This is a genomic window from Bacteroides oleiciplenus YIT 12058, from assembly GCF_000315485.1.
Taxonomy (GTDB): domain Bacteria; phylum Bacteroidota; class Bacteroidia; order Bacteroidales; family Bacteroidaceae; genus Bacteroides; species Bacteroides oleiciplenus.
This window is the reverse complement of record NZ_JH992941.1, coordinates 771,247-792,845: the sequence shown is the minus strand read 5'-3', so window position 1 is coordinate 792,845 and position 21,599 is coordinate 771,247. Positions and strand designations below refer to the sequence as shown.

General features: G+C 40.7%; 10 protein-coding genes. 7 read left to right on the top strand and 3 right to left on the bottom strand.

Annotated features, from left to right (window positions below; genetic code table 11):
• Window positions 1-4 precede the first annotated feature (4 nt).
• A complete protein-coding gene (locus HMPREF9447_RS11020) occupies window positions 5-4,015 on the bottom strand; it encodes a hybrid sensor histidine kinase/response regulator (RefSeq protein ID WP_009129809.1) in 4,011 nt (1,336 codons plus the stop codon).
• Window positions 4,016-4,292: 277 nt separating this feature from the next.
• Between HMPREF9447_RS11020 and HMPREF9447_RS11015 the strand changes: the two genes are divergently transcribed.
• The 3 genes from HMPREF9447_RS11015 (at window position 4,293) to HMPREF9447_RS11005 (ending at window position 12,231) form a co-directional block, all read left to right on the top strand.
• Window positions 4,293-7,403 (top strand): SusC/RagA family TonB-linked outer membrane protein, encoded by a 3,111-nt coding sequence (locus HMPREF9447_RS11015; RefSeq protein WP_009129808.1) that lies wholly within the window; start codon window positions 4,293-4,295, stop codon window positions 7,401-7,403.
• A 19-nt stretch (window positions 7,404-7,422) separates the two neighbouring features.
• Window positions 7,423-9,201 carry a RagB/SusD family nutrient uptake outer membrane protein gene (locus HMPREF9447_RS11010; RefSeq protein WP_009129807.1) on the top strand — a complete coding sequence of 593 codons (1,779 nt, stop codon included), beginning with the start codon at window positions 7,423-7,425 and terminating at the stop codon, window positions 9,199-9,201.
• Between the two features lie 105 nt (window positions 9,202-9,306).
• Window positions 9,307-12,231 (top strand): glycosyl hydrolase 115 family protein, encoded by a 2,925-nt coding sequence (locus HMPREF9447_RS11005; protein ID WP_009129806.1) that lies wholly within the window; start codon window positions 9,307-9,309, stop codon window positions 12,229-12,231.
• Window positions 12,232-12,406: 175 nt separating this feature from the next.
• Here HMPREF9447_RS11005 and HMPREF9447_RS11000 read toward each other — a convergent pair whose 3' ends face one another.
• Window positions 12,407-12,976, bottom strand: a complete 570-nt coding sequence (locus HMPREF9447_RS11000) for an epoxyqueuosine reductase QueH (RefSeq protein ID WP_009129805.1) — start codon at window positions 12,974-12,976, stop codon at window positions 12,407-12,409.
• A 12-nt stretch (window positions 12,977-12,988) separates the two neighbouring features.
• A complete protein-coding gene (locus tag HMPREF9447_RS10995; protein ID WP_044138141.1) occupies window positions 12,989-14,173 on the bottom strand; it encodes a DUF5009 domain-containing protein in 1,185 nt (394 codons plus the stop codon).
• A 63-nt stretch (window positions 14,174-14,236) separates the two neighbouring features.
• Here HMPREF9447_RS10995 and HMPREF9447_RS10990 point away from each other — a divergent pair, with 63 nt between their 5' ends.
• The 4 genes from HMPREF9447_RS10990 to HMPREF9447_RS10975 all read left to right on the top strand — a co-directional run bounded on the left by HMPREF9447_RS10990 (window position 14,237) and on the right by HMPREF9447_RS10975 (window position 21,081).
• On the top strand, window positions 14,237-15,829 hold the full coding sequence (locus HMPREF9447_RS10990; RefSeq protein WP_009129803.1) for a DUF6377 domain-containing protein: 1,593 nt from the start codon (window positions 14,237-14,239) through the stop codon (window positions 15,827-15,829).
• A 186-nt stretch (window positions 15,830-16,015) separates the two neighbouring features.
• Complete coding sequence (locus HMPREF9447_RS10985) at window positions 16,016-17,488, top strand: glycoside hydrolase family 30 protein (RefSeq protein WP_009129802.1); 1,473 nt, start codon at window positions 16,016-16,018, stop codon at window positions 17,486-17,488.
• 18 nt (window positions 17,489-17,506) lie between these two features.
• Window positions 17,507-18,763: a glycoside hydrolase family 5 protein gene (locus HMPREF9447_RS10980; protein ID WP_009129801.1), complete on the top strand. Its 1,257-nt coding sequence runs from the start codon at window positions 17,507-17,509 to the stop codon at window positions 18,761-18,763.
• Window positions 18,764-18,858: 95 nt separating this feature from the next.
• A complete protein-coding gene (locus tag HMPREF9447_RS10975) occupies window positions 18,859-21,081 on the top strand; it encodes a glycoside hydrolase family 3 C-terminal domain-containing protein (RefSeq protein ID WP_009129800.1) in 2,223 nt (740 codons plus the stop codon).
• Window positions 21,082-21,599 lie beyond the last annotated feature (518 nt).

Sequence of the window (21,599 nt, the reverse complement as noted above, 5' to 3'; positions counted from 1 at the left end):
TGTCTTACTTTGCCTGTTTCTTAGCAAAATCTTTAGGCAATACACCAAATTGTTTGTAAAACACTTTAGAAAAATGCGATATTGAATTCATTCCTATTAGTACACAAATCTCATTTATACGATATTCTCCCGTTTTAAGTAATTCCGCAGCCTTCTTCAATCGTATGATCCGAACAAAATCACCAGGAGTCAACCCTGTGATTCCTCTCAATTTCCTGTGCAAACTGCTTCGGCTCATTGTTACTTCCATAGCAAGATCATCTATACTAAATTTTTCATCACTAAGGTTTTGGCGGATAATATCTGTTATCTTATTAAGAAAATCTTCATCGGCTTTATTATGGGCTATCGAGTCAATAGCGATATACGGATCATTTGCAAAATTCTGACGTAACTTCATTCTGCTTTCCAATAAATTATTAATTTGCACAAGCAGATAAGGCATTGAAAATGGTTTTTCAATATAGGCATCTGCACCACTTTTTAACCCTTCTATTTTATTATCCAATGCTGTTTTGGCAGTTAACAAAATAACAGGTATATGACATGTGGAAAGATCATTTTTTATAGAGTTACATAATTCCAAGCCATCCATAAGAGGCATCATAATATCTGATACAATCAGGTTAATAATTTTCTCGTCAAGTACTGCCAACGCTTCCACACCGTTGCTTACTGCCACTATTTCATAGTATCTACCAAGTTGCCGACTAAGGAAAGAACGTAATTCTTCATTGTCTTCAACAACCAATACTATTTTTCGATCTGAAATCTGTATTTCTGACGACAAAGGTGTATCTTCTTCATACTCCACTTTACTAACGCATTCATCCAACTCAGGTCGAGAATTATCAGCAGACATATTAATGGGTATTTGTACAACAAAACATATATCCTCAGCTTTATCGTCAAGATACAATTTACCATTATGCAATTGTACTAAAGAAGCAGCAAGCGTAAGACCAATACCCGAACCGGGCTGCGTCACATCTTGGTTGCCATCGTTAATTCGGAAAAAAGCCTCAAAAATACGTTGACGCATCTCCACAGGTATAGGTGTGCCATCGTTTCTTACTGTAATGCAGAAATCTTGAGAGTCGTGATCAACGGATAAGGCAATCTTTACATAGCTTGTAGAATACTTAATAGCATTATTGAACAGGTTGCTACATACTTTTGTGATTGCTTCCTCATCAATTAGAGCAAAAAGAGGATCAGATAAAGAGTCGAATGTTATCATTATATCCCGATGTTTGGCTGTAGCAATAAACTGAACATACGTATTGTATACAACAGAACATACATTTTTCACCTGAAAGTTCAAAGTAAACGCTTTCGATTCTACTTTCCTGAAATCAAGCAACTGATTTACCAATACCAATAATCTGTCTGTATTCTTTTCTATTATACCCAGATTTTCATGCATTTCATCCTTACAGAGGTCTTCATGTATAATACAATCTAACGGTGCTTTTATTAATGAAATAGGTGTACGTATCTCATGGGCTATATTCGTAAAGAAATCTATCTTCAATTTATATATTTCATCTTTCTTCTCATGCTCTTGTCTTATTTGCTCCTCCTCCATTCTTTTCTTTCTCCGTTTAATATAATAATGCAACAGCATATAAAAGATAACTATTAGGATAATTGCGTATACGACATAGGCTTCCAGAGTAGACCAGAATGGAGGTATGATATTAATATGCAGCATGGTCTCTTCACCTTCCCAATCATAACCATCAATACTATATTTGATACGGAAAGTGTAACTCCCTGGAGGGATACTATTATATGATACTTGCGTAATATTATCAGCATACATCCATTTCTTGTCAATCCCCTCAAGTTGATACGCATACTTACCCTGCCCATTCATTGAATAATTTAATGCTGAAAAACCGAGACTGAAAGTCGACTGGTCATAATTCAGGTTTATAACATCTGTATACGGCATAGCTCTTTTCAGTATAGAAGTGGTTGTGTCAACTTTTACTTTCTGATTATAAATAAACAAATCCGTCAGTACAACTGAATATCTATTTTTTTTATCCTTTATCGCTTGAGGATTGAATGATATAAACCCATCAATACTACCAAAATAAAGAATACCATCTTTACCCTTGATCCCTGAATTATAATTAAACTGTTCATTCTCAAGACCATTAGACAAATCATATTGTTTTTTCACCGACATGGTTTCAGGGTCGAAATGTACAATCCCATCAAGAGTACTTAGCCATAGTTGCTGATCGTTGTCTTCTAGGATTTTATAAACCACATTACTAGGCAGACCCTCTTTCATTGTTATCCGAGTAAAGGTTTCGTCTTTAGGGTGGTATAGACAAAATCCACCATCTTCGGAAGAAAACCACAAACGTAATTTACTGTCCTGAAAAATACCTGTAATTCTATCATAGCAAATACTATGTGGATCCTTTTCATCATACGTAAACTCTTTAATAGTATCTGTATATGGATTGTATCTGATGACCCCTCTGTTATAAGTTGAGAACCATATATTCCCATTATGATCTTCCAAGATGTCACTGGTAAACGACTGTTTTATCTTTTCGAACTTCTTCACGCCATCAATCTCTGGAACATACGTATATATATCACTTGAAGAACCTATCCAGGTAATGCCGTTTCGGTCAGTATAAATAGCTAGAATATGATTGTTTTGTATCGTAGTGTAATCGTTATCTTTCTTCTCATAATGCTTACTACGTCCAGTTTTTAAATCCAGTACATCAAACCCTTTAGAAAATGTTCCTACCCACAATTTATCATCTACCAGGTTTAAAGACTGAATATTAGAAAAAGTCACAGATAACGGTTTACTACTCTCGGAGATATGAGTAAACTGTTTGGTTTCTGTATTAAAATAATTCAATCCATTATCCTCTGTTGCAATCCATAGATTTCCTTCTTTGTCATTAACAAATTCCCTAACCTTATATCCTTGAATAGAATTTTGATCAACTTTTGGGTAATAATTCCTGAAATAAGTGCTTTCCACCAGAATATAATCCATACCACCAAAATAGCTTCCAACCCATACGTTACCCTCTCTATCCTTAAAAATAGAATATATAGCATTATCCGAAAGAGATAAATTATCATGGGGGTCATGAGCCAAATGATGTATTTGCTCACCCTGCAAAATATAAATGCCACTCTCAGTACCTATCCAATATTCTGTATCGGATATTTTTTCTATTGTTCGTACGTATATATCTGAATTTTGAGGATTATATACAGGTATTTTTTTAGTTGCACCAGTTATTTTATTTACAAGGTAAAGTCCCCTGTTTAAAGTTCCTACCAACATATAAGAATCATTATACCCAGACATAGCCGTAGGAGAGTAAGTGAAGGAGGTTAGTAAATCAACTTCATGGGTAACAAAGTTATACTTCAATATCCCTATTTTCGGGAAGGCAATATAGGCTATACCATTATCATCTACGTAGAAAGCACTGGGGATAGGAGTTCCGACATATGGCCTGAATTTCTCATTTAAGCAAAACAATTTGTTCTCTTCATCGATATAAATATATAAACCCGTATTGCTTCTTATCCACACCCGATCCTGATGATCTATAAAAATTTCGTTTACATACCCGCTAATAGTTTCTTGTTCAGTAGTTTTTATATCAAACGTAGAAAATCTTTCCGTAAAAGGATCATAGAGTGAAATACCTTTATCTGTGGCAATCCATAATCTTTTAGTCTTATCTTCTTTAATCGAAAAAATAACGCTGTTCTTGAGGTCATCAGGCAAGTCCCCTCTCTGATAGATTTTAAAGTTAGATCCGTCAAACCTATTGAGACCATTTTTAGTACCGGCCCATATAAAGCCTTTACTATCCTGATAAATAGACATTACTGTGTTCTGTGAAAGCCCGGAATTTTTCTTATAATGTTTAATATTATAAGAAAGTTCTTGTGAAAGTATAGCTTCTGAATAGAATGCCAAAGACAGGAATAATATCAATACTGTATATTTCATGTTTATATTAGACTAACTTTATTTACTACAAAACCTATACACAAAGATAGTTGAAAAACAGATTAAAAGCCATTAATTATCTGCTAAATAAGGCACTTTACAAATAATCGCTATAAAATGACAGGAAAACGCTTTTATCTAATTTCCACATTAACACACTTGAATCAATAACACTTTTTTTTGACTAAGCAACATCATCCAAATAATAATATTCACGATACATTTGCAGGCATTGCAATCTTTTGTATTTATTTATAAACTTTTAATTTAATATTTTATGAAACATTTTAGCGTACAGACTTTCAGGTCACATCCTCGCTGGTGTATGTTTTTAATTCTCTTTTTCTTTTCCACAGTATCACTATGGGCACAAAAAAGAGAAATTAAAGGGACTGTAGTTGATTCTTCTGAAGAACCCTTGATTGGTGTAAATGTGATTTGTAAAGGAAATGAAACTATTGGTACTATTACGGATTTTGAAGGAAAATTCAGTCTGAATGTAGAAGCCAATGCAACTTTGATTTTTTCATATATAGGCTATACGCAGATAGAGAAAAAACTAGTTGCAAACGAGAACTATCTCACCATTACAATGCAAGATGATTCTGAACTTCTTGATGAAGTCGTAGTAGTAGGTTATGGTACCATGAAAAAGAAAGATTTAACCGGATCTGTATCTCGTGTAGGTAAAGAGGTTTTAGAAAATAAACCGGTTACAAACTTCATTGAATTTCTGCGTGGTAGTGTTGCTGGTTTTAACACCACTATAGGAAATACCTCTGAAGGAGGAGGGCAAATGTTGATTCGTGGTGAGAACTCATTGAAAGCCAACACTCAACCATTGATTGTGTTGGATGGGTCTATTTATTACGGTAGTTTATCAGACATCAATCCGAATGACATTGAATCATTAGATGTATTAAAAGATGCAAGTTCATCGGCCATTTATGGTGCCAGAGGTGCTGCCGGTGTAATAATGGTAAATACCAAAAAAGGGGTTTCGGAAAAACCTGTAATTAATGTCAGCACACGCATAGGTTTCACTGAAGCAACCAACTTGGTAGATATCTTCAGCCCAAGCGAGTATCTGCAGGTACATGCCGATTATTATAAAACTCAAGATTATTTCTCAAGCAGTCCACGCCCGGCCGGCTACTACGATCACCCGGACAATTTGCCATCTGGTATAGATAAAGACCAATGGGGTAACTATGACTCAGGCTTTACCGGTGATTATATTGGTACATGGTTGAACCGAATCGGTTTGCAAGATGTAGAAGTAAAAAACTATAAAGCAGGCAAAATCACGAATTGGCGAGATATGGCTTTGCGTACAGGTTTAAGACAAGACTACAATATCAGCGTTTCAGGAAAGAGTAAACTTACGAACTATTTCCTCTCTATGGGATATGTAGACAATGAAGGATATTTAGTTGGTGACGAATATCAGAATTTCCGTACACGCGTAAATTTGGAAACCGAAATTACCAAATGGCTGACAATTGGTGTGAACAGCCAATTTGCTAATAGAGGAAGAAATAACAATCCTGCAGACCTCACACAGGCTAATAATAACAGCCCGTATGGAGATATGTATGATGAAGAAGGAAAGTTCAAATGGTTTCCACATGATGACGCTACGTTTGTTAATCCTTTCATGTGGAATTATTATACTGAAAAATATGTAAGAGAACAAACATTGATGGCAACTCCATTTGCCAAAGTAAAATTGCCATTTGGTTTTAGCTATCAAGCTAATTTTCAAAACCGTTTCAGTTGGTTGAAAGATTTTTATGCAGATTCACCTGAAGCTCGCGATAGACCCGGTGGTAGAGCTGCCCGTACGGAATACAGCGTTTATGAGTGGATGGTTGACAATATTCTTAACTGGAATATGACTTTTGCTGATATACACAAATTCGACGCGACTTTTGTATACAACGTAGAAAAGTACCAGGAATGGAAAACGTATATGATTAACAATAAGTTCGAACCGGATGCAAGTCTTGGCTTCCATAATATGGGTGCAGGTTCCGAACCACAAATTTCTTCAAATGACCAAGTACATACAGCCAATGCATTTTTGGGTCGTATTAATTACAACTTGATGGACAGATATTACTTGACCGCATCTGTAAGACGTGACGGCTACTCTGCTTTCGGATCAAACAATCCGTATGCAACATTTCCTGCCGTAGCGCTGGCGTGGAGAATATCAGATGAAGATTTTATGCAGAACGACATTCTAAATCACTTGAAACTACGTGCTTCATGGGGACAGAACGGTAACCGTGAATTCGGCCGTTATGCTGCTCTTGCAACTTTAGGTACCCGTAAGAATATTGTCGGTGGTAATCTCGTGAATGGTTTACTACCAAGTGGGCTAGGTAACAGAAATCTTAAATGGGAAAGAACGACTGCATTAAATTTTGGACTTGACTTCGGAATCTTTAAGGACCGCATTACAGGTATTATTGATTTCTATAAGACTAAAACAAACGACTTGTTATTAACACGCCGTTTACCCAATATCATTGGTTATGATGCTGTATCAGCAAATATGGGTGAACTGGGGAATACTGGTGTTGAAGTCACATTAAACAGCCTCAACATGAACATTCCCGGTAAATTCACATGGACCAGTACCCTTATCTATACCCATAACAAAAATAAAATCAAGCATCTGTATGGTGACATGGTTAATGTAGTTGATAACGAAGGAAACGTAATTGGCCAAAGAGAAGCCGATGACGAAACAAACGGTTGGTATATCGGACATGGCCTTGATGAAATTTACGATTATAAATTTATTGGTGTATGGCAATTAGGCGAGGAAGCCGAAGCTGCAAAATATGGTTCTCGTCCAGGTGATGCCAAATTGCTCGATGTAAATGGGGATGGTGTTATTGACTCAAAGAACGATAAAGTATGGTTAGGTAGAAAATCACCTGCACACCGCTTGTCTCTGCGCAATAGCTTTGACCTTTGGAACTGCCTGAATATCTCTTTCTTGTTAAGAAGTGAACTCGGATGGTACGGTTCTGATAACAGACAGCAAAATAATGGTATTCGTTTCTTCCACAGAGGTAATACGGTTAAAAGTGATTACTGGACTCCTGAAAATCCAAGCAATGAATACTGTCGTTTAGCAGCTGCAGCACCGGTAGGATTTAGTAACTGGAAAAGTAGAAACTACTTACGTTTACAAGATTTCTCTATATCATATACCGTTCCAAAACAAGCAATCAGACGCTTTGGTATTCAGGATCTTCGGGTAAATATGATGGTCGATAATGCCTTCGTAATTACTAAGTGGAAGAACTATGACCCGGAAATTAATAACGTAGTACCACGAACATTTACTTTTGGAGTTAATTTTACTTTATAACCTATTAAATATAGAAAATATGAAATACTTATATAGATTATTCCTATTAACAACATTTATAACCGGACTCACATCTTGTAGTGACTGGTTGGAACCAGAACCGTTGTCATTCTACACACCCGAAAATGGAGTTAAGGATGTAAATGGAGTTGAAACAGTTCTGCAGGTTAGTCGTAGACAATTGAAGAACGAATATTATGGTAATCAGGACGAGCAAGTTGCACAAATAGAGTATATACTCTCTGATATGGCAATTTCAGGTGCACCTGAAGATTATGAACTTCATAACTTGGAAACACAGCTGACTCCAACTCTTATAAAAGGTAAACAGCGTGTTTACAAGCATTTCAGTCATGCATGGGGTGGTATTAAATATGCCAACTTAGTAATTAACAGAATACCACAAATTGAAGCTTCACAAGAAAAAAAGGATGAGCTTTTAGCTGAAGGATATTTCCATCTGGCCTACTGGTATTATCGCCTGGTAAATCAGTTTGGAGATGTACCGCTCATTATTGAAGAAATCCAAGAGCCACGTATTGATTTACAAAGTACCTCACGTGAAGCTATTCTAAAATATTTCTGTGAGAAGTTGGAATTTGCTGTAAAACACCTGCCAATGACTGCACCAGCCGGTGCTATTAACCGTGCAGCCGGTGAACATCTGCTTACTAAATACTACTTACAATGCCGTAGATTCGATGATGCAGTAAAATCTGCTACTCGTTGTATTGAAGATTATGGTTTGAAATTAATGAAAAACCGTTTCGGTGTACGTGCAAATGATCAGATACACGATGTTATTAATGACCTATTCAAAGAGGAAAACATTACCGCTAGCGAAAACCTTGAAGGTATTCTTACCGTTCAGGAGCAGTTTGGTAGCGAAGGTAGTGTAAGCCCGAATGAAGGCTCATGTAGAATGAGACTCTACACACCTTACTGGAGTGGTCCACAGGTAAGAACACCAGATGGAATGGGTGGATACAGTAAAGCAAATGCTATTGTACAAATGGACTCATTGGGTCGTGGAATCGGTATTGTACGCCCAACGAACTATTATCAATATGAATTATGGAAAGACTGTGGCAACGATATGAGACATAACTCGCTCAACTGGTATGATGCCAAACACTATACCTATACCAATCCTCAGTCAGCTTATTTCCGGAAGTCCATTCAACCGGAGTATATAACAGGACATGACACAATCAGATGTTATTATTCATGGCCATATTACAAAGTATTTGTTGACAAAGATGAAATTAACAAAGGAAATGAGCCCAAAGGTGGTTTTACTGACTGGTATATTTTCCGGTTAGCCGAGACCTATTTATTGCGTGCTGAAGCCTATTACTGGCAGAACAAACTACCTGAAGCTCTGGCAGATGTTAATGAAATTCGCCAACGTGCAAACGCTCCGTTATATCAAAGTGTTGGATTAGATGAGATCTTTGATGAGCGTGCCCGTGAACTCTATCTTGAAGAGCCACGTAAATGCGAACTTACTCGTGTTGCGTATATCAAGGCTGCATTAGGTCAGGATGGATATACTTTGGACAAGATGCATGAAAAGAATTGGTATTACGACCGTGTTATCGCAAAGAATAATTTCTATCGCAATGAAATTTCACACGGAACAAATTCATATAAGATTAGACCATACCATGTATATTGGCCCATCCCACAAGATGCAATAGATGCTAACAATCTGAATGTTATCAATCAGAATTATGGGTATCAAGGCTCACAAAACAATATACCACCTCTTGAGACTGTGGTAGAGCCTGAAAAGTAGATATTAAATTAATTACAAAGTAAAAGAGTTTTAGGATAACAACCTGCCGGTGATGTTATATTGCCGGCAGGTTTTAATAATTTGCCGCTACAAATAGACTTTATTATGAGAAAATTACTCGCCATTTTACTACTCTGTTATGCGACTTTTAGTTTTGCACAGATTAAAATCAGCAATAAGCTTCATACAGGTAATGAATTTTCAATATACTCCAATAGGAATGTTAGTGAAATATACATAGATAACTCCGACTTTGAAGTAGTTAAAATAGTATCCCAACTTTTAGCAGAAGATATAGAACGGGTAAGCGGTCAAAAAGGTAAGCTGCTCACTACAAAATCTATTAAATCCAAGCAACCTATTATTATAGGAACTCTAGGACATAATAAATGGATCGATAAACTTGTTGCAAGTAATAAAATAGATATATCTGCCATAAGAAACGGTTGGGAACAATATATTATTAAGATAGTAGAAAAGCCTTTTAGTGGTGTAGACAAGGCTTTGATTATTGCAGGATGTGACAGACGTGGAACAGCCTATGGTACCTTCACCCTATCTGAAGCAATGGGAGTATCTCCTTTATATTGGTGGGCTGATGTTCCTGTAAAAAAGCAAAAGGCGATATATCTGGAAACAGCCGAGTATATTTCTAAAGAACCTTCCGTGAAATATCGTGGTATCTTCCTGAATGACGAAGGATGGGGGCTTGTGCCTTGGGCGGCCAAAACATTTGACCCGACATTGGGCGATATCGGTCCTAAAACTTACGCAAAGATATGCGAACTCATTCTTCGAATGAAAGGTAATATGCTGGCACCAGCCATGCATCCGGGATCAGGTGCATTCAATAAATATCCCGATAATAAGATTGTTGCCGACAACTATGCCATTGTCATGACCTCTGCACATTGCGAACCTTTGTTATTTAACAATGCCACAGAATGGTCTAGTGAAACCATGGGAGAATGGAACTATATGACCAATAAAGAGGGTATTAACAAAGTATTGGATAAACGTATATCTGAAAATGGACAATACGAGAACTTCTATACATTAGCTATGCGGGGTATTCACGATGCCGGATTGGTGGGTGTACCCAAAGAAAAAGAAGTAAGTTTAATAGAAGAGGTACTGAGTGATCAAAGAAACATATTAAAAAAATACATTGATAAAGATATAACATCCATTCCGCAACAATTTGTACCCTACAAAGAAGTATTGGACATTTATGAGAAAGGTCTGAAGGTGCCCGATGATGTGACTTTAGTATGGCCTGATGATAACTTCGGCTATATGAAAAGGCTAAGTAACAAGGAAGAACAAAAACGTAAAGGTGCATCAGGTGTATATTATCATATATCCTACTGTGGAGAGCCACACGATTATCTGTGGATTAATACAACTCCTGCTACATTAATCTATGAAGAAATGCGAAAAGCTTATGACACAGGAGCCAATCGTTATTGGTTACTGAATGTAGGAGACATTAAACCGGGAGAACTTGGCATGAAATTTTTCCTTGATATGGCTTGGGATATTGAACAATTCAACTTTGATAATGCCTATACTCACCATACCGATTTTCTGACTTCCATATTCGGAGAGAAATACAGAGATGATATTGTTGATATCATCAATAACTATTATCTGCTAGGGTTCCAACACAAACCTGAAGGAATGGGATGGGGATACCAATGGAATAACTATCTGGAACGCGAAAGAATTATAGATACAGAGTTTTCTTTTACAAATTATGATGAAGCCGAAAAGCGAATGGCTGCGTACGACCGTATTGCAGATAAGAGCGAGAAGATATGGAAGCAATTACCGGAAGAATACAAACCTGCTTATTATGAGCTAGTTCACTATCCGGTAAAAGGAGCTACACTGATGAACAAGAAGATGCTGACAGCTCAAAAAAATCGTTGGTATGCCCGACAGGGACGTGCCACAACCAATGCAGTAGCAAACGAAGCAAAAGTCTATTTTGATAGCCTTGCTATGTATACTGATAAGTTCAATTCGCTGCTCAATGGTAAATGGAAGCACATGATGGCAGTAAGCCCGGGTTGGAATGCCAGTTATCACGAAATGGCGCCTACCGAACAAATAGATATACCCGAAGAGGGAGAAGTCGGAATTTTCATACCCGGCCAAGATTACACCTTTGGGATGCCTAATGTAAATGTACTCCCATCTGTCAATCCATATACAAAAAAAAGCTTCTTCTTTGAAGTCTATAACAAAGGAAAAAAAACATTTATTTGGAAAGCAACTACTCATGCCAATTGGATAAAGCTAAGTAAATTAAGTGGGAAAACAGCTACACAGGAAAGAATCAAAGTTTCAATCGATTGGAATAAGGTACCTCATGGTAACAATATAATTGGAGAGATTGAGATCGTGATAAATGGTAAAACTGATAAGATATTTGTTCCTGTATTCAATCCAGAAACTCCATCGATTGATGAAGTGAGAGGCATGTATATAGAAGATAATGGTTGTGTTTCCATAAATGCCGGCCTTTTCCATCGTAAACACGAAAACGATGATATCAAAATAAAAACAGTAAAAGGGTTAGGTTATGAGAACGATTGTGTACAATTAGGAGAAGCGACCAAACCTTCCCAAAATAAATGGTTCACCAATCGGGCTCCCAAAACCGAATACGACTTTTATACATTCAATGCCGGAAATGCAACAGTATATGTATATGCTTTACCTCTATTCCCGATAGATTCCAAACATGACACCAGCTATGGAGTAATGATTGATGAAGGAATGGTGCAATGGATGTCGACAGCATCAAGGGAATATTCAGGTGAGTGGCGCAGAAATGTAGCCCGTAACAGTGCTATAGGTGTAGCTACGCTTCAGATAGACAAACCGGGTAAGCATACATTCAAATTAATTTGTGCTAACCCCGGGGTGATTATCCAGAAAGTGGTGATTGATTTTGGAGGTATGAAACGTTCTTACCTAGGTCCGGAAGTGACTTATGTAGACAATACGAAAACTACACGATAAGAATTACATTCACTGATAAGTAATTATTCAAAAAAGAGAGGGCCCCGATGAAGGCTGTAGCAACTCTTTTTAATATCACTCTTCAGTCGGTATTGAAAACTCTCTACAGTGAATAAAGAATAAGCTCTCTTTATCCTCTGTAGAGAGTTTGGATAAGTATATACAACAAATGTGATTAGAGCCTGCGTCTACTGAACTCGCAACCGCAATATTGCTGGTTATAGAAGTCATGTTCTTTGAGAAGTTGGTTTCGCCGGTCCTGTAGTCCGCCTTTTCGCCAGTTCTGCTCCCAAAATGTGGTGCCGGGATAGAGGGAAGCGGCACGACGCCCCGCTTCATTTATTTGGTCAAGACTTTTCCAGCGGGAAGAGGCGAGGGTCGTGGTGAATAGAGTGAAACCGCGTTCTGAGGCATAACGTGCTGTCTCTGTCAGACGGTGGATGAAACACTTCAGGCAACGGCTGCCGCGCTCGGGCTCGTTTTCCATACCTTCCATGGAGGTGCGCCAGAGTTGGTAATCGTAGTCGCCATCAATGAAATCGAGCCCGAGACCCTGAACGTAGCGGATGGCTTCGGCTTTTCGGATTTCGTACTCTTCCTGGGGGTAGATGTTGGGGTTATAATAAAACACAGTGGGGCGAATGTCGTTGGCAAGCAGACATTCGATAATGGCAGAAGAACAAGGTGCGCAACAGGAATGAAGCAGCACCTTGTTTTCGTTGTTGGGAGTTTGTAACTTTAACATAAATCTTAAAAGTTATACTTTCAGTTTTATTTTAGCCTTCACCAGCAGTCCGGTCAGTTGGACGATGATGAGGGAGAATATGAGCGAGCGCAATAAGCCCGGGGTGCCGGCATTCAGCACATCGGGATAATGCAAGCCTACTAACTGCTGTATGGAATACCATAGATAAGGAATGATATAGCACGTCAGCGTTGCTGTTCCGGCAGGCTTGATAATATCAAACCAAGGCGTTTTGCCTTTTACATCCGTCAGCCAATAGAACAAACCAAACAGCGGGAAGAATGCGGCAAGGCAATAGAACAACCAGCTTGGAGTGGCTTGTATCTTAGAGATAATCCAGTAAGGATGTGAACAAAGCGCGGCAATGAGCATGATGACGCCCAATACACAAAGAATAGTGATAAACTTGCGTGGATGTTCCCGGTCGGCATACTTCTGCATCAACAGTGAAGTGAGCACGCCCGACATGCCGAATGCATGCAGTGTCCAATCGCTGGGGATGAAAGGCAGCAGGATGATACGTAAACCGTATTCCTGTGGTATCAGGCTGGAATGACTGATTACGGCAAGCAGCACAACGACCAGCCATGCGATTACATTCTTACGCAGATTCTCACGGGTAAACAAGTAAATACCGGCACACACCACATACGTCCAGCCGATAAGTCCCAGTATGCCCCACCAACCTTGGTGGAAAGGTTTCCCGTTTAAATCCTTATATAATATAAGGAATGCCAGCAGTGCCACTCCGACTATCTTCATTGCGATGAATAGGTGCTTTTTTGAACCTTCGGCTTTCGGATAAACTGCCCAGACCAGAAAGAAACCGATGACCATCAGTATAGTGAACCATTGATGGGAGAGCCCACCTTCGATGCCGCCGGAGTTAAGCGAAAACAGCCCCATTGCAATCAGGGCAACTGTACGCCAGAAGACATGTGCGATGACTTGCAAAGTGGTGTCACCTTTCCGGTAGCGGTTTTGGATGGCAAAAGATACGGACATGCCCATGCAGAACAGGAATGCAGGGAAAATAGTGTCGGAGAATCCCATCATGTCTTCATTCATTTCGGCATGTTCGAGCCAGTGGGGGATGTTTTTCAGACCAGGGATGTCATTCACAAAAAGCATGAGGAACATAGTGAGCGCGCGGAATACATCGACCGCCGCCACTCGTTGGGGTGCTAAGTTTTTCATTATCGGATACATTTGGGGGTTAATGCTGCAAATATAGGAAACTAATTTTTTATATTTGTCCCCATGAAGATAAAACTGCTGATATTTTTAGGGTTGGCTTTAGCGGGCATTCGTGGAATGTCGGCTCAGGCTGGTACTCTTCCAATAGATGGGTGGGAGAGCGCTCTTGATGAGGCTATCGGTGCCCATAAAGAATATGTGGCAGTGCGGGAAGTCCGCATTGAGGCATTGAGGCAGCAGTTGGCGCAGACGGATAAGGCAACTACGGATTATTTCCGGTTGAATGCGGAGATGTATCAGGAGTATAAAGCTTATATATGCGACTCGGCCCTCTATTATCTCAGCCGTAACCTGCGCTGGGCGCAGCAGCACGAAGACCGCGAGGCGGCTGATGAAACGCGTATCCGGCGGGCACATCTGATGTCGGCGGCGGGCATGTATAAAGAAGCTTCTGAAGATTTGGAAAAGATAAACCCTGGGGAATTGTCTTCTCGTTTATTGCCCGATTATTATGAATGTTACCGCCATTTGTACGGTGAATTGGGCGTTTATACACAGGATACCTTCCGGCGTGGGCGTTACTATAGTCTGTCTGCTGGTTATGGAGATTCATTGATGCAGGTGCTTTCTCCCACTTCCGCTTTTTATCTGGAGCGCCGGGAAATGGAGGCTTCCGCTTCCAGACAGTTGGAAGAGGCTTTGAAGATTAACGATACCCGCCTGGCGAGTGTGCGTCCCGATACGCCGGAGTATGCGCTGGTAACGTATCACCGTTCTATGCTCTATCGTCTCTTGGGCGACCGGGAGCAGGAAAAGTATTATCTGGCTTTGTCTGCGCTTACCGATATTCGCCTTGCCATAACCGACCATGCTTCCCTATGGACGCTGGCGCAATTGCTTTATGAAGAAGGAGACATTGAACGGGCTTACCGCTATATTCGCTTTTCGTGGAGTGAAACCAACCATTACAATGCCCGTAGCCGCAGTTTGCAGACGGCCGGCATCCTGTCTCTGATAGACCTCACCTATCAGGCCATGCAGGAGAAACAGAACGAGCGCCTCCGTTTTTATCTTTTGCTGATTAGTGTTCTGTCCTTGCTGCTCGTCATAGCCATCGTCTGGATTTACCGGCAAATGAAGCACCTTTCCGTGGCCCGTAGTCACTTGGAGCAGGCTAACGAGCAACTGCAAATGTCTAACCATATTAAGGAAGAATATATCGGTCGCTTCCTGAAGCTCTGTTCTGCCTACATCGACCGTCTGGATGCCTACCGGCGTATGGTCAACAAGAAACTCTCCGGCGGGCAGACGGAAGAGCTCCTGAAAATGGTACGCTCAAGAGATGTGCTTGATACTGACCTGAAAGAACTGTATGAGAACTTTGATACGGCTTTCCTTCATCTTTTCCCGGATTTCGTGGGGAAGTTTAATAAATTGTTACAGCCGGAAGAGCGTATCGTACTCCGTAAGGGTGAATTGCTAAACACAGAATTACGTATTTTCGCCTTAATCCGTCTGGGTATTGACGATAGTTCGCAGATAGCAGAATTTCTCCGCTATTCCGTCAACACCATTTATAACTATCGGGCTAAGGTGAAAAATAAGGCATGTATTTCGCGCGATGACTTTGAAACATGCGTCATGAAGATACGCTAACCATACGTCATGTTCTTCTTTCTTATCCACTTTTTTGCTTTCTCTGCTTAATCTTATTTCGTTGTTTCTTAATGTGTTATCTGTATGAAGACTTTCACTCGTCCACATATTGATAACACTGAGGTACGCAATGCCTTTATCTTGCCTACCTTTGGGGAAGATTAATTAACCCTTGAAAAACATACCATGAACTTGAAACTACCTCTTTTATTAGGATGCTGTCTATTCATTGCTATTACTGCATGTGCCAAGACATCTGCTTCGCTGGGCGAAGATGCAACAGGGAAGAAAGTGGACGTATACATTACGACCGCCGACCGCCAGCAAAGTTTTAATCACACCACTCAGAAACTCTCAAAATCTCCTGCATCTGCGTCTGTCATCACCCTGAACCCCGCAGTGCAATATCAGAAAATGGATGGTTTCGGTGCTGCTGTTACCGGCTCTACCTGCTATAACCTGATGCAGATGGCACCTGCCGACCGTGCTAAGTTTCTCACCGAAACCTTCTCTGATAAAGACGGGCTAGGTTTCAGCTATATTCGCATTTCCATCGGTTGCTCTGACTTTTCGTTGAGTGAGTATACCTGCTGTGACACCGAAGGTATTGAGAACTTTGCCTTGCAGACCGAAGAGAAAGAATACGTGATACCTATTCTGAAGGATATTTTAGCCATTAATCCCACTATCAAGATACTGGGCTCTCCGTGGACTTGTCCCAAATGGATGAAAGTGAATAATCTGGAAGAAAAGAAGTCTTTTGATTCCTGGACGAGCGGACAACTGAATCCGGATTATTATCAGGATTATGCCACTTACTTCGTGAAATGGATAGAGGCATTCCGTGAAGAAGGTATTGAAATTTATTCCGTCACTCCGCAAAATGAACCGTTGAATAGGGGTAATTCTGCTTCTTTGTTCATGGGCTGGAAGGAAGAACTGGCTTTCGTGCGCGATGCCCTTGGCCCTGCTTTCAAAGCTGCCGGGCTGGATGCAAAGATTTATGCTTTCGACCATAACTACAATTACGATAATATGGCCGACCAACAGGGATATCCCGCTAAGATGTACGATGACGAAGTAGCCGCCGCTTTCCTTACCGGAGCTGCTTATCATAACTATGGCGGCAGACGCGAAGAACTGAACAATATTCAGCAGAAACGCCCGGATAAAGAACTGATTTTCACCGAAACTTCCATCGGCATGTGGAATGATGGACGTAATCTTGAAAAACGCTTGATGGAAGACATGCGCGAAGTGGCTCTTGGAACTGTGAACAACTGGTGCAAAGGCGTTATTGTATGGAACCTGATGCTGGATAATGAGCGTGGCCCCTGGCGCGAAGGCGGTTGTAAAACCTGTTACGGTGCTGTGGATATCAGTCGTGAAGACTACAAAACGATGACTTATAATTCTCATTATTATATCATCGGACATCTGTCGTCTGTGGTGAAACCGGGTGCTGTCCGCATAGAAAGCAAGGGTGATGCAGAGGAAGGATTGATGTACTCTGCTTTCGAAAATCCCGATGGAACCGTGGCTTTTGTCCTCTTGAACGAAGGAACCACAGAAGCCCGGCTGACGGTAAAGGATGGAAAGAATTACGTAGATTGTGTAGTGCCTGCCAAGTCGGTAGCCTCTTATCGCTGGAAGAAATAATCTTATATTTATTATACCATGTTGAAATCTATTTTAGTGGGTACATCCCTCTTGGCAGCCTCCCTGATGTTGGGAAGTTGCGGTGAAAAGGCAGAAAAAATACAGAAACCTGCCGCGTTTATTACTGTTCAAGGGCAAGATCTGATAAAGCCCGATGGTACAAAACTCTTTATAATGGGCACCAATCTGGGTAATTGGCTGAACCCAGAGGGATATATGTTCAAGTTCAATAAAACCAACTCTCCCCGTTTCATCAATGAAATGTTCAGTCAACTGGTGGGGCCTGACTTTACTGCTGAATTCTGGAAAGCATTTAAAGACAATTACATTACCCGTGAAGATGTACAGTTCATCAAGAATACAGGTGCAAATACTATTCGCCTTCCGTTTCATTACAAGCTCTTCACAGATGAAGATTTTATGGGACTGACGGCTAACCAGGATGGCTTTGCCCGTGTGGACAGCGTAGTGGAATGGTGCCGTGAAGCGGACCTTTATCTTATTCTTGATATGCACGATGCTCCGGGCGGACAAACGGGCGATAATATCGATGATAGCTACGGATATCCCTGGTTGTTCGAAAGCGAAACCAGCCAGCAATTGTATTGCGACATCTGGCGCAAGATTGCAGACCGTTACAAGAATGAACCGGTTATTCTCGGTTATGAACTTTTTAACGAACCCATTGCTCCGTACTTTCCGAATATGGAGGAACTGAACGGTAAACTGGAAGATATATACAAGAAAGGTGTAGCCGCTATCCGTGAGGTAGATAACAATCATATCATCTTGTTGGGCGGTGCGCAATGGAACGGCAACTTCAAACCGTTTACGGATTCTAAGTTTGACGATAAAATAATGTATACCTGTCACCGTTATGGGGGAGATCCCACAAAAGCGGCTATCCAGAGCATCATCGACTTCCGTGACAGCGTGAACTTGCCAATGTATATGGGCGAAATAGGTCATAATACAGACGAATGGCAGGCTGCCTTCTGCCAGACGATGCGTGAAAATAATATTGGCTACACTTTCTGGCCGTATAAGAAGATGGATGGTTCCAGTTTCGTTGGTATTACTCCGCCGGAGAACTGGGCGAATATTGTTTATTTCTCTGAGGCTCCGCGCACCTCTTATAAGGAAATCCGTGATGCTCGTCCCGACCAGATAATGGTACGCAAGGCAATGATGGATTTTATTGAGGCTTGTAAATTGGAGAATTGCGTGGTGCAGGAAGGGTATATACAATCGTTAGGAATGAAAAATAACAATTAGGGATTAGTGATAAGTGATTAGCAGGCTGCGCTTGCCATTAATCACTTATCATTAATTGCTAATCACTAATCACTAAACATTAATCACTTATTCACATGAAGAAAGTATTATTCGGTTTGGCATTTGCTGTTACTCTCCCGCTTTTTGCACAGCAGAAACCTGTATATCTGGATGCAGCCAAACCTATTGAAGAAAGAGTGGAGGATGCTTTGAAAAGGCTGACCATCGAAGAAAAAGTAGCTATGCTGCATGCGCAAAGTAAATTCAGCAGTCCGGGTGTGCCCCGCCTGGGTATTCCGGAGTTTTGGATGACGGACGGCCCTCATGGCATCCGTCCTGAGGTTCTTTGGGATGAATGGGATCAGGCAGGATGGACTAATGACTCTTGTGTAGCTTTCCCGGCTTTGACCTGTCTGGCTGCCACCTGGAGCCCTGAAATGTCCATGCTTTACGGAAAAAACATCGGTGAAGAGGCACGTTATCGTAACAAAGCCGTTCTTCTGGGACCTGGTGTCAATATCTATCGCACCCCGCTGAATGGACGTAACTTTGAGTATATGGGCGAAGACCCGTATCTGGCTTCCCGTATGGTAGTTCCTTACGTGCAAGGTGTACAACAAAATGGTGTAGCCGCCTGTGTGAAGCATTATGCATTGAACAATCAGGAAATAAACCGCCATACTACGAATGTCATTGTAGACGATCGTGCCCTCTACGAAATCTATCTGCCTGCTTTCAAAGCTGCTGTTCAGGAAGGTAAGGCGTGGTCTATTATGGGCGCTTACAATCTGTACAAAGGTCAGCATGCCTGCCACAACCAGTATTTGCTGAATGATATTCTGAAAGGCGAGTGGGGCTTTGATGGTGTAGTCGTTTCTGACTGGGGAGGTACGCACGATACCGATCAATCCATAACAAACGGCCTTGATATGGAATTTGGTAGCTGGACGGATGGTCTTGCCAATGGCAGTAGCAATGCTTATGATAACTATTATCTGGCCGTGCCCTATTTGGAACGTCTCAGGTCCGGTAAAGTGGGTACCAAGGAACTGGATGATAAAGTGCGTCGCATCTTGCGTCTGGCATTCCGCACTACAATGGATTTGAATCGTCCTTTCGGTTCCATACTGTCCCCCGAGCATTATGAAGCTGCTCGCCGTATTGGTGAAGAGGGCATTGTGTTGTTGCAAAATAAGGGTGCTGTGTTGCCCATCGACCTGAATAAAACGAAGAAGATTGCCGTTATCGGTGAGAATGCCGTGAAGATGATGACCGTAGGCGGTGGTAGTTCTTCTTTAAAAGTTCAGCGTGAACTCTCTCCGCTGGATGGTATCAGAAACCGTGTAGGGGATAAGGCAGAAGTTGTTTATGCCCGTGGCTATGTGGGTGATGCGACAGGTGAATATAATGGTGTGGTAACGGGACAGAATTTGAAGGACGACCGTACGCCCGAAGAATTGATAGCTGAAGCCGTAAAAGTAGCTGCAGATGCTGATTATGTTATCTTCATTGGCGGTCTGAATAAGAGTAACAACCAGGATTGTGAAGATTCCGACCGCAAGGGACTTGCCTTGCCTTATGCACAGGATGATGTCATCTCTGCCTTGGCAAAAGCCAATAAGAATCTGATTGTGGTGAATGTTTCCGGTAATGCTGTGGCAATGCCTTGGATTGCAGAAGTTCCTGCCGTATTGCAAGCCTGGTTCCTGGGCTCAGAGGCTGGAAATTCCCTTGCTGCTATATTGATGGGGGATGTTAATCCTTCCGGAAAATTGCCTTTCACTTTCCCTGCTCGTCTGGAAGATGTGCCGGCTCACAGCGTTGGCGAATACTTTGCCGACCGCAGTAAGAAAGTGGTGGATATGAAATATAACGAAGGTATCTTTGTCGGTTACCGTTGGACGGACAAACAGAAGAAGGTGAAACCATTGTTCCCCTTTGGACACGGATTGTCTTATACAACATTTGCTTACGGTAAACCTGCTACCGATAAGAAAGTGATGTCTGCTGATGATCAGATAACCTTTACTGTAACTGTGAAGAACACAGGTGATTGTGAAGGGCAGGAGGTTGTACAGTTATATATCAGCGATAAGAAATCCTCTTTGCCTCGTCCCGTCAAAGAACTGAAAGGTTTCAAAAAAGTAAAACTGGCTCCGGGCGAAGAGAAGGAAGTTACATTTACTATAGACAAAGAGGCCTTGAGTTTCTTTGATGATGCTCAGCATGCCTGGATAGCTGAACCGGGTAAGTTCGAAGCAATCGTTGCAGCTTCGGCAGCAGATATAAAAGGCGTTGTATCTTTTGAGCTAAAATAAATCTGCTGAAAAGGGTTCTTTTTCATTAGTTATTATCAAAGATTGCGTAGATTGATGGGGCGTGACCGTGAGGTTAACGCCCCATCTTATTTTTATAATAAAGGTAAGAATATAAAGTATATAATGTCGTAATTAATACAATTTTGTTTCCTATGAAATTTTGCGTTTATTCCTTTTAATCGGCTTGAGAAGTATGTGTAGAACCGATTTTGATTATAAACTTGTATATTCGTATTTATGCAACTTGTATATAATGACGATTTGCCCCTCTTTCTTATATTAAATAATTTGAATTTATTTCTCTCATAAGTTTCGAATATTGAAACAATTGTATTTTTAATATTCGTATATCGAAATCATAATTCTTAAAAACTTCTTTGTTCTTGTTTCAGCAATTGTTCTTTCGAAAAACACTTAAATAGTTGTATCCTTACTTTTTTAGTGCCTATAACAGAAATAGATACAATTTACCGTCTCCCTTATTACTCCGATATTTGCATACTGAGATTTTAGGCTGT